1 protein-coding gene is annotated in these 938 nt (G+C 42.0%); it reads left to right on the plus strand.

The genetic code is table 11. From position 1 onward, the window contains the following. Window positions 1–34 precede the first annotated feature (34 nt). Window positions 35–922 carry an IS1595 family transposase gene (locus GCU44_RS22950; RefSeq protein ID WP_154859716.1) on the plus strand — a complete coding sequence of 296 codons (888 nt, stop codon included), beginning with the start codon at window positions 35–37 and terminating at the stop codon, window positions 920–922. Window positions 923–938: the final 16 nt, after the last annotated feature.

Genomic DNA, 938 nt, shown 5'->3' on the forward strand with positions numbered 1-938 from the left:
GAATAAGGCTATATTGTCGTTAAACGCTGATTTTATGGAAAAGAAGTATAAGAGTCTGTCTATATTCGAATTTAAAGACCGATTTCCCGATAATAGAGCATGTTATAAATATTTGGCAGATATGAAGTGGAAGGATGGATATCTTTGTAAGAAATGCGGACATTCCCATTATTGCAAGGGAATTAATGAGTTTGACAGACAGTGTACCAAATGTGGCCGTCTAGAATCACCAACGGCTGGCACCCTTTTTCACAACTGCAAATTCCCTCTTCTGAAGGCATTCTATATCGTTTATTATGTTTCTACTGACAAAAATGGCGTCAGTAGTGGGGAATTAAGCCGTAGGCTTGAGCTCAGGCAAAAGACTTGCTGGCTTTTTAAGCGGAAAGTGATGAAGGCAATGGAAAGCAGCCAGAATTTCCCCATGACGGGAAAAGTAGAAGTAGACGAAACCTATGTGGGTGGCCAGGACGACAAAGCAATAGGAAGAAATGAGGGGAAAAAGAAAATCATGGTGGTGGGCATAGAAAGGGGTTTAGGTGGTGTTTCACGTTGGTACGGAAGGGTTATTGAAACCGCTTCCAAGATCAATCTTGGAGGGTTTATGACTGATCACATCGATAAAGACGCACAGGTAAAGACTGACTGCTGGGGCGGCTATAAGGGTATGGAGGCTCATTTCCCGAAACTGATCCGAGAAAAATCAGGAAAGAAGGGAGAAAACTTCAAGCAGATGCATCGGGTGATAATGATGTTTAAAGCCTGGCTGAGAGGAACCCATCATTCGGTTAGGGACCTTCAACCCTACATTAACGAATATACCTACAGGTACAATCGCCATAAAATGAAAGAAGGGATTTTTGAAAATCTAATACAAAGGATGGTGGCGAAGCCACCGTATCCGTACAAAGCCTTTATTTGATAAGTGCCTTATTCAA

The sequence above is a fragment of the Cyclobacterium xiamenense genome (genome assembly GCF_009467825.1).
Lineage (GTDB): Bacteria > Bacteroidota > Bacteroidia > Cytophagales > Cyclobacteriaceae > Cyclobacterium > Cyclobacterium xiamenense.